This is a genomic window from Paraburkholderia sp. 31.1 (assembly GCF_014397645.1).
Lineage (GTDB): Bacteria > Pseudomonadota > Gammaproteobacteria > Burkholderiales > Burkholderiaceae > Paraburkholderia > Paraburkholderia tuberum.
The window spans coordinates 1-5,474 of the sequence record NZ_VZQN01000107.1; the positions used below are offsets into that span (position 1 = coordinate 1).

At 59.4% G+C, this 5,474-nt stretch carries 6 protein-coding genes; all 6 read left to right on the plus strand.

Annotated features, from left to right (window positions below; genetic code table 11):
* Positions 1-892, plus strand: an 892-nt coding sequence (locus F6X37_RS35135) for a type VI secretion system Vgr family protein (protein WP_187614592.1), incomplete at its 5' end; no start/stop codon positions are given.
* Positions 893-967: 75 nt separating this feature from the next.
* On the plus strand, positions 968-3,247 hold the full coding sequence (locus tag F6X37_RS35140; RefSeq protein ID WP_187614593.1) for a M23 family metallopeptidase: 2,280 nt from the start codon (positions 968-970) through the stop codon (positions 3,245-3,247).
* 3 nt (positions 3,248-3,250) lie between these two features.
* Positions 3,251-3,718, plus strand: a complete 468-nt coding sequence (locus F6X37_RS36505) for a hypothetical protein (RefSeq protein ID WP_222945034.1) — start codon at positions 3,251-3,253, stop codon at positions 3,716-3,718.
* Positions 3,719-3,751: 33 nt separating this feature from the next.
* Positions 3,752-4,012, plus strand: a complete 261-nt coding sequence (locus tag F6X37_RS35150) for a PAAR domain-containing protein (RefSeq protein WP_187614594.1) — start codon at positions 3,752-3,754, stop codon at positions 4,010-4,012.
* A gap of 116 nt (positions 4,013-4,128) precedes the next feature.
* Entirely contained in the window at positions 4,129-5,319 is a 1,191-nt protein-coding gene (locus F6X37_RS35155; protein WP_187614595.1) for a hypothetical protein, read from the plus strand.
* Positions 5,285-5,474 (plus strand): hypothetical protein (locus F6X37_RS36510; RefSeq protein ID WP_222945035.1); only part of this gene is annotated, 190 nt, incomplete at its 3' end. The genes F6X37_RS35155 and F6X37_RS36510, both read left to right, overlap by 35 nt.

A 5,474-nucleotide genomic window follows, 5' to 3' on the forward strand; every position in this document is an offset into this window, starting at 1 on the left:
TAGCTATGCCATCTGGCGTTCCCCGCTGCTCGGTGCGGAGGTGGTGTTCAACGATCTGCAAGGAAAGGAGAGCGCCCGCATAGCGACGGTCTACAGCCAGACGGCCTTCAACCAGGGCTACCTGCTCGACAGCAAAAAGCTCCTGCGGGGTGAAGGGTCCGAAGTGACGACCCAGGGCTGGGGCACGATGCGCGCGGCGAAGGGACTGTTCCTCTCGGCGGATGCGGCGGCCGGGGCCGATACGCCGCACCTGGACATGCCCACCGCCGTCGCGCAGCTCAAGGCGGCATTGCAGCGCGTGACGGACCTTGCGACGGCGACGGCGCAGGCTGGGGCCGACCCTGCCGACCGGGCCACGCAGGCGGCGCTGCTCGACGGGCTGAACCAGCTTCGCGACGCGGGGCTACTCGCCAGCGCCCCAGGCGGCATGGCGTTCGTCACGCCGAAATCGGCCCAGCACTCGGCGGGGCAGAACGTGATCGTTACCGCAGGCCAGGACATGGACGTCAGCGTCGTGAAGCGACTGCGCATGGTGGCGGGTGATCTGATTTCCTTGTGCGCGCACAAGCTTGGTCTCAGCCTCACGGCGGCGAAGGGGAAGTTTACGGCGGCGGCGCTTACGGACGGCATGGATCTGTTCGCGCAGAAGCAGTTGCGTGTCGCCAGCGAAAGTGCGGATGTGCAGGTGTCGGCGAAGTCGAAGATCACGCTCAACTGCGGCGGGGCCTCGGTTGTCATGGAGGGCGGCAACATCACGTTCCACTGCCCCGGCGCATACACCATCAAGGCCGGCTCGTTCACGTTTGTCGGACCCGACAACGTCCCAGCCGTCCTACCTGTCCTGCCGAAAAGCGACCTAACGCTCAATGAGCGGTACTCCCATACCAACTAACACGCCATGATTATCAGCCCTCCGTTTCTGCCTGAATCCGGCCTCACTTCTACCGACGGATCGAGGCCCGACCCCATGATGGACGCGGTCGACAAGTTCGAACTCGCACACGGCATCTATCCGATCGCGTTCGACCGGCGCTGGCACTGTGGCGCCCATCTCGCGCCCGACGTGCATGGTCCTGTCTATGCCATCGCCGACGGCGAGGTCGTCGCATACCGGGTCTGCCAGCACGCGATGGACTCGGGCAATGGGAACGCAGGCTTCGTCCTGCTCAGGCATTCGACCGAAACGGGCGACGGACGCAAGCTGACGTTCTACTCGCTTTACATGCACCTCCTGCCGCTCGCCGAGTATCAGTCATTCGGGCACGACGGGAGACGGCTGCCCGAGTTCCTGCGCAAGCCTACTGGCCAGGTTGCCCAGGGTGCGGTGGAACCAGCGATGCGTGGCGGCAACAATACGGTACGGCGCAAGGACGTCATCGGATTTCTCGGGCGTTACGACGGCGTAACCTACACGCACTTCGAGATCTTCATGACGCCGGGCGATTTCGATGCGTATTTCGGTCATACGCAACTCGGTAACGCCGCGCCGGCCGCGCCGACGAGTTCGGACTGCTGGGGCCATACCTGGTATACGATCCCTGCGGGGCAGCAGTTCTACGCGCTCCCTCCGGGAACTGACGCACACAACACGTTGCACGGTATCAAGTTCGAGACGCGGCAGACGGGGACGAATACGCCGCCGCTCGTCGTCGAGACGTACTTCAGCAAGGGAGCGAAATACACCAACGTCTGGAGCGTTGAGGCGGACGGTTCGCGCACGCTGCTGACGGAGCAGCCGGTGTGCGAGGCCGATTACGAATACGATCTTTATCGCCGCGCGACCGCGCTCTACGGCACCTGTCCGAGCGACGGCTACGAGATGCTGCGCTTTGGGCGCATCCTCTCGACGCCCGCGACCCTCTCCGGGGCGGCCTGTGCGACGTGGGTGCAAGTGACCTACGCTGCGGGAAAGCAAGGCTATATCAATATCAACAACGCGGCGATCAAGAAGCTGTCCGACGCGGATTTCCCGTCGCTCATGGGCTGGCAAAAGCTCAGTGACGGTAATATGCCCTTCAGCAGCGACGGCTTGTGCGATATCGACGCGCTCAAGAAACTGGTCAAGGATGCTGCGGCCAGCGAACAGCCAACGGTCTCGGCGGAAACGACAGAAGTGCAGAAGGCGGACGCGCTTTCAGGCTACGTCAAGGGTCACGATGGTGTTCGCCAGGCGCTGCGCGGATTCATTTGCAACGCCCCCAGTGAATGGGATAGCACGAACAATCAGACGCGCTACGCGAAGCTGCTCGACAAGGGCGGTTTCTATCACGGCAACGAGCAGGGCTACAACAAGTTCCTCAATTACCTCAAGGAAATCCAGTTCTGGGATACGACCGGCTTGCCCGCCGGGCAAAAGCTCTGGTTCTTCCATCCACTAGCGTTTGTCCGGCATTTCAGGAAGTGTGGGTGGCTGACCCGAGACGAGGTGGCCGCTACGTTTCCTCGCTATCCGTTCTATACGCAAAGTGGTAGTCCTCGGAGAGCCATCACTACGGATAACGATACTTTTAGGGTGACGGCGGCAATTGCGCGCCAGCGTATCCAGAATCACGTAGTTTCACTAAATAGCTGTTTTAGAAAGTATCTTGGGAGTAACCCGAAGCGTATCGCTATGTTTTTAGCTCAAGTCCTTTTGGAGACTGCTCAGTGGCGTAATCTTGGTGGCACAAGGCGCCTTATGCACGAATGGGGGTTTGGCCAATATTCAGCGGCCAATCCCGCAACCGAATTCTACGGTCCATTTTATGGTCATGGGATTATGCAGCTTACATGGGCCGGCAATTTTGAGGCATACGGAAATTATCGGTCTATCCCTAGCAATAATAGCGGCTCTTATATTGAGAGATTGGCGGGTGTAGCTCATCGCATTACGACAACGTCGCGTCACTATTCATCAAATCCGAGTGATGGTGGGCAATTGATGCTTTGGTTCCCCCGTTATGATCCAGATATTATTGCGGAGAATCCTGAGTACGCCTGCGATTCTGGTGGATTTTATTGGGTTTCGAAAGCCTTCTCCCAAGGATCAAGCATTAGCAGGATCGCTGATAAGGATTATTCGGCATCGGATGTCGGCTTTATAAATCGCCTAGTCAACGGAGGAGGTAACGGATATTACGAAAGACAAGCATATTCGGCGTATATGCTAAGAATATTGGGCGATGGGACAGACGTGTCCGAAACAATTTCAATTGCCCCTCCTCACCCGAAAAATGCAATCGTAGCATCCATGCTTAGGCCGGAGTAGTTAATGAAGATGATTGGATTTTTTATTTTAACTTTGTCGCTTATTTCGCTCTCGGTAAGCGCGGCTGAAGATGCGCATATTTTTTCGCCTGCCAATGGGGCCAAGGCAGTAATTACAACCGAAGAGGATGCCTTGACCTGGCAAGTAAATTATGGCGGCAAAACTAATCGAGAACGGGTAGATGTTGATACCGAAAAGCCTATATATGTAGATGTTAATGACTATGATTTTAGTGGTCACCTTGGATTTGCGGTGTGGCATGTAGACGATGGGATGGGAACGTATTCAGTTTACAGGGTTTTTACGTTTTCTCCATCGACGAAGAAATTTGTGGAGCGAAGTCCAGCGCCGCTGTGTGGGGATGAGTTTGTCAATCTGAAGGTTGACAAAAAAGGGCACCGCCTTTTTAGTACATTTTGGGATCAAAATATCCCCAAGGTATGCGCCACTCGTTTGTCGCCTCTCAAGTAGAAATCATCCACTCGCAAAATTGGTAACGTGAATATGAAATCGCCCATCCGTAAAGGCGACAAACTCGAACACGGCGGCGAAGTCGCGGGCGGCTCGCCCTGGACCAACTTCATGGGCCGCCCGCTCGCCCGAAAGGGTGACACGGCTATCTGCAACCAGCACGGCCCGACCGTCATAGACGAAGGTTACGCGCGGTTTCCCGACCGCGATGGCAAGGAGGTCGCCTTCCATCATTATCGCTGCGCGTGCGGTTGCCGGCTGATCTCGTCGCTTCAGAACGTCAATATCGAGTAATGCCGGTCGACCTTTCTTTAGCGGGACGCCCTAGCGCCTACCCGTGCCGCCGCCGGTTCTGGCCGTGGTGGTTCTGCATCTGGCTCGCTTGCAACGTATTCGGCGTTGCCATTGCCATGCTGCTCTGGCCGAAGGGACAACCCGCGAGCGGAGCATGGTTCTGGTTCTGCTTCTTCGGTGGTCCTAACGGTACGTTCCTGATCCTGTTGGCTATCGAGCGCGCCGGCTACGAGGGTCTCTGGTACCGGGCGCACTGGCGCAACCATCATCGTAGCCGGTGGCTGACGGCGCGACTACGCACGGCGCAGAAGCCGCTTCAGGTGCTCGGCGTCGGGTGCTGTTTACCGCTTGGCGAACAGACGCTTGCGGATGCGATTGCCGCCGGGAAACGCCTGCCCGCTGCGCAGATACCGCGTACCGGTTCGGAACGCGTCTTTCACGCCCGCTTCGAGGACGCGAACTGGATGCTTGACGAGCCCGCTACGGTCAGTCCTGAGTTAGGTGAAGAAAGCATTGAGACGGAACAGACGACGAAGCAGGTTTCGCTGCTGACGCTCAAGATTGCCCAAGCGCTTGAGCCACTGAAGCCGGGTCTGCTCGCCCTGACAAGCTATGAGCGGGTCTGGTGGCCGCAGGTCCGCGTGCTGGCCGCGCCGGGCAGGGAGCAGGCCGACGTCGCGCGGGTGATCGAGGCGCTACACATCGCGGGCCTGCCGCCACTCGCGGTCCAGTCGGTACCAGCTTCGGACGGGTTGATCGTCGCTGATGCGTGGCTCGACGCGAAGGAGACGCGCCCGCTGCTAGTCGTGACGACCGCATGGCATGAGGCTGGTCCGCCCGAGGGCAGCGCAGAGGGATGCATCGCCGTGCTCCTGACGGCGGGATACTTCCGGCGACCGGAAACGGTCAAGGTCGCCGCGCTACTGCACCGGCCCGTCGCCGGGCTCGCAGACGAAGTCGAATACGGTTTCGCGAATGCTGCGGTATGGGGCAAGGCTGACTTTGCCGCAATCGTACGCGCGTGGATAACCCGTCCTGTAGACGGATGCGACAAGGCGCTGCGCGCGGCCCACATGGATGCCATTGCGAAAGACGGAGCGCAGCGGCGGCCCGACCGTATCGTCGGCGACCTTGGCGACGGCAACGGCTGGCTCTCCATTGCAGCGGCCATCGAATCAGGCGCGGGAGACGGCCCGCAACTCATCATCGACGGCGTACAGTCCGCGCTCCTGTACGTAACGCCTGCAACAACCGATAACAACCGGATTACCGATGACAGACCCCAGGCTTTCCCTGCAACCGCTTGAGTCAGCAACCACAACGGAGGAACCGGCCCCCCCGGGCCGTCTCGCGATCTGGGGGCTGCCCGTTGCGGCCCTGGTCGTCGCCCTGCTTGCGATCGGCATCGTCTCGGTGCGCGGCGACATGGTGGGCGTCGCGTCCGGCGAGCCGAAGCTGAAGG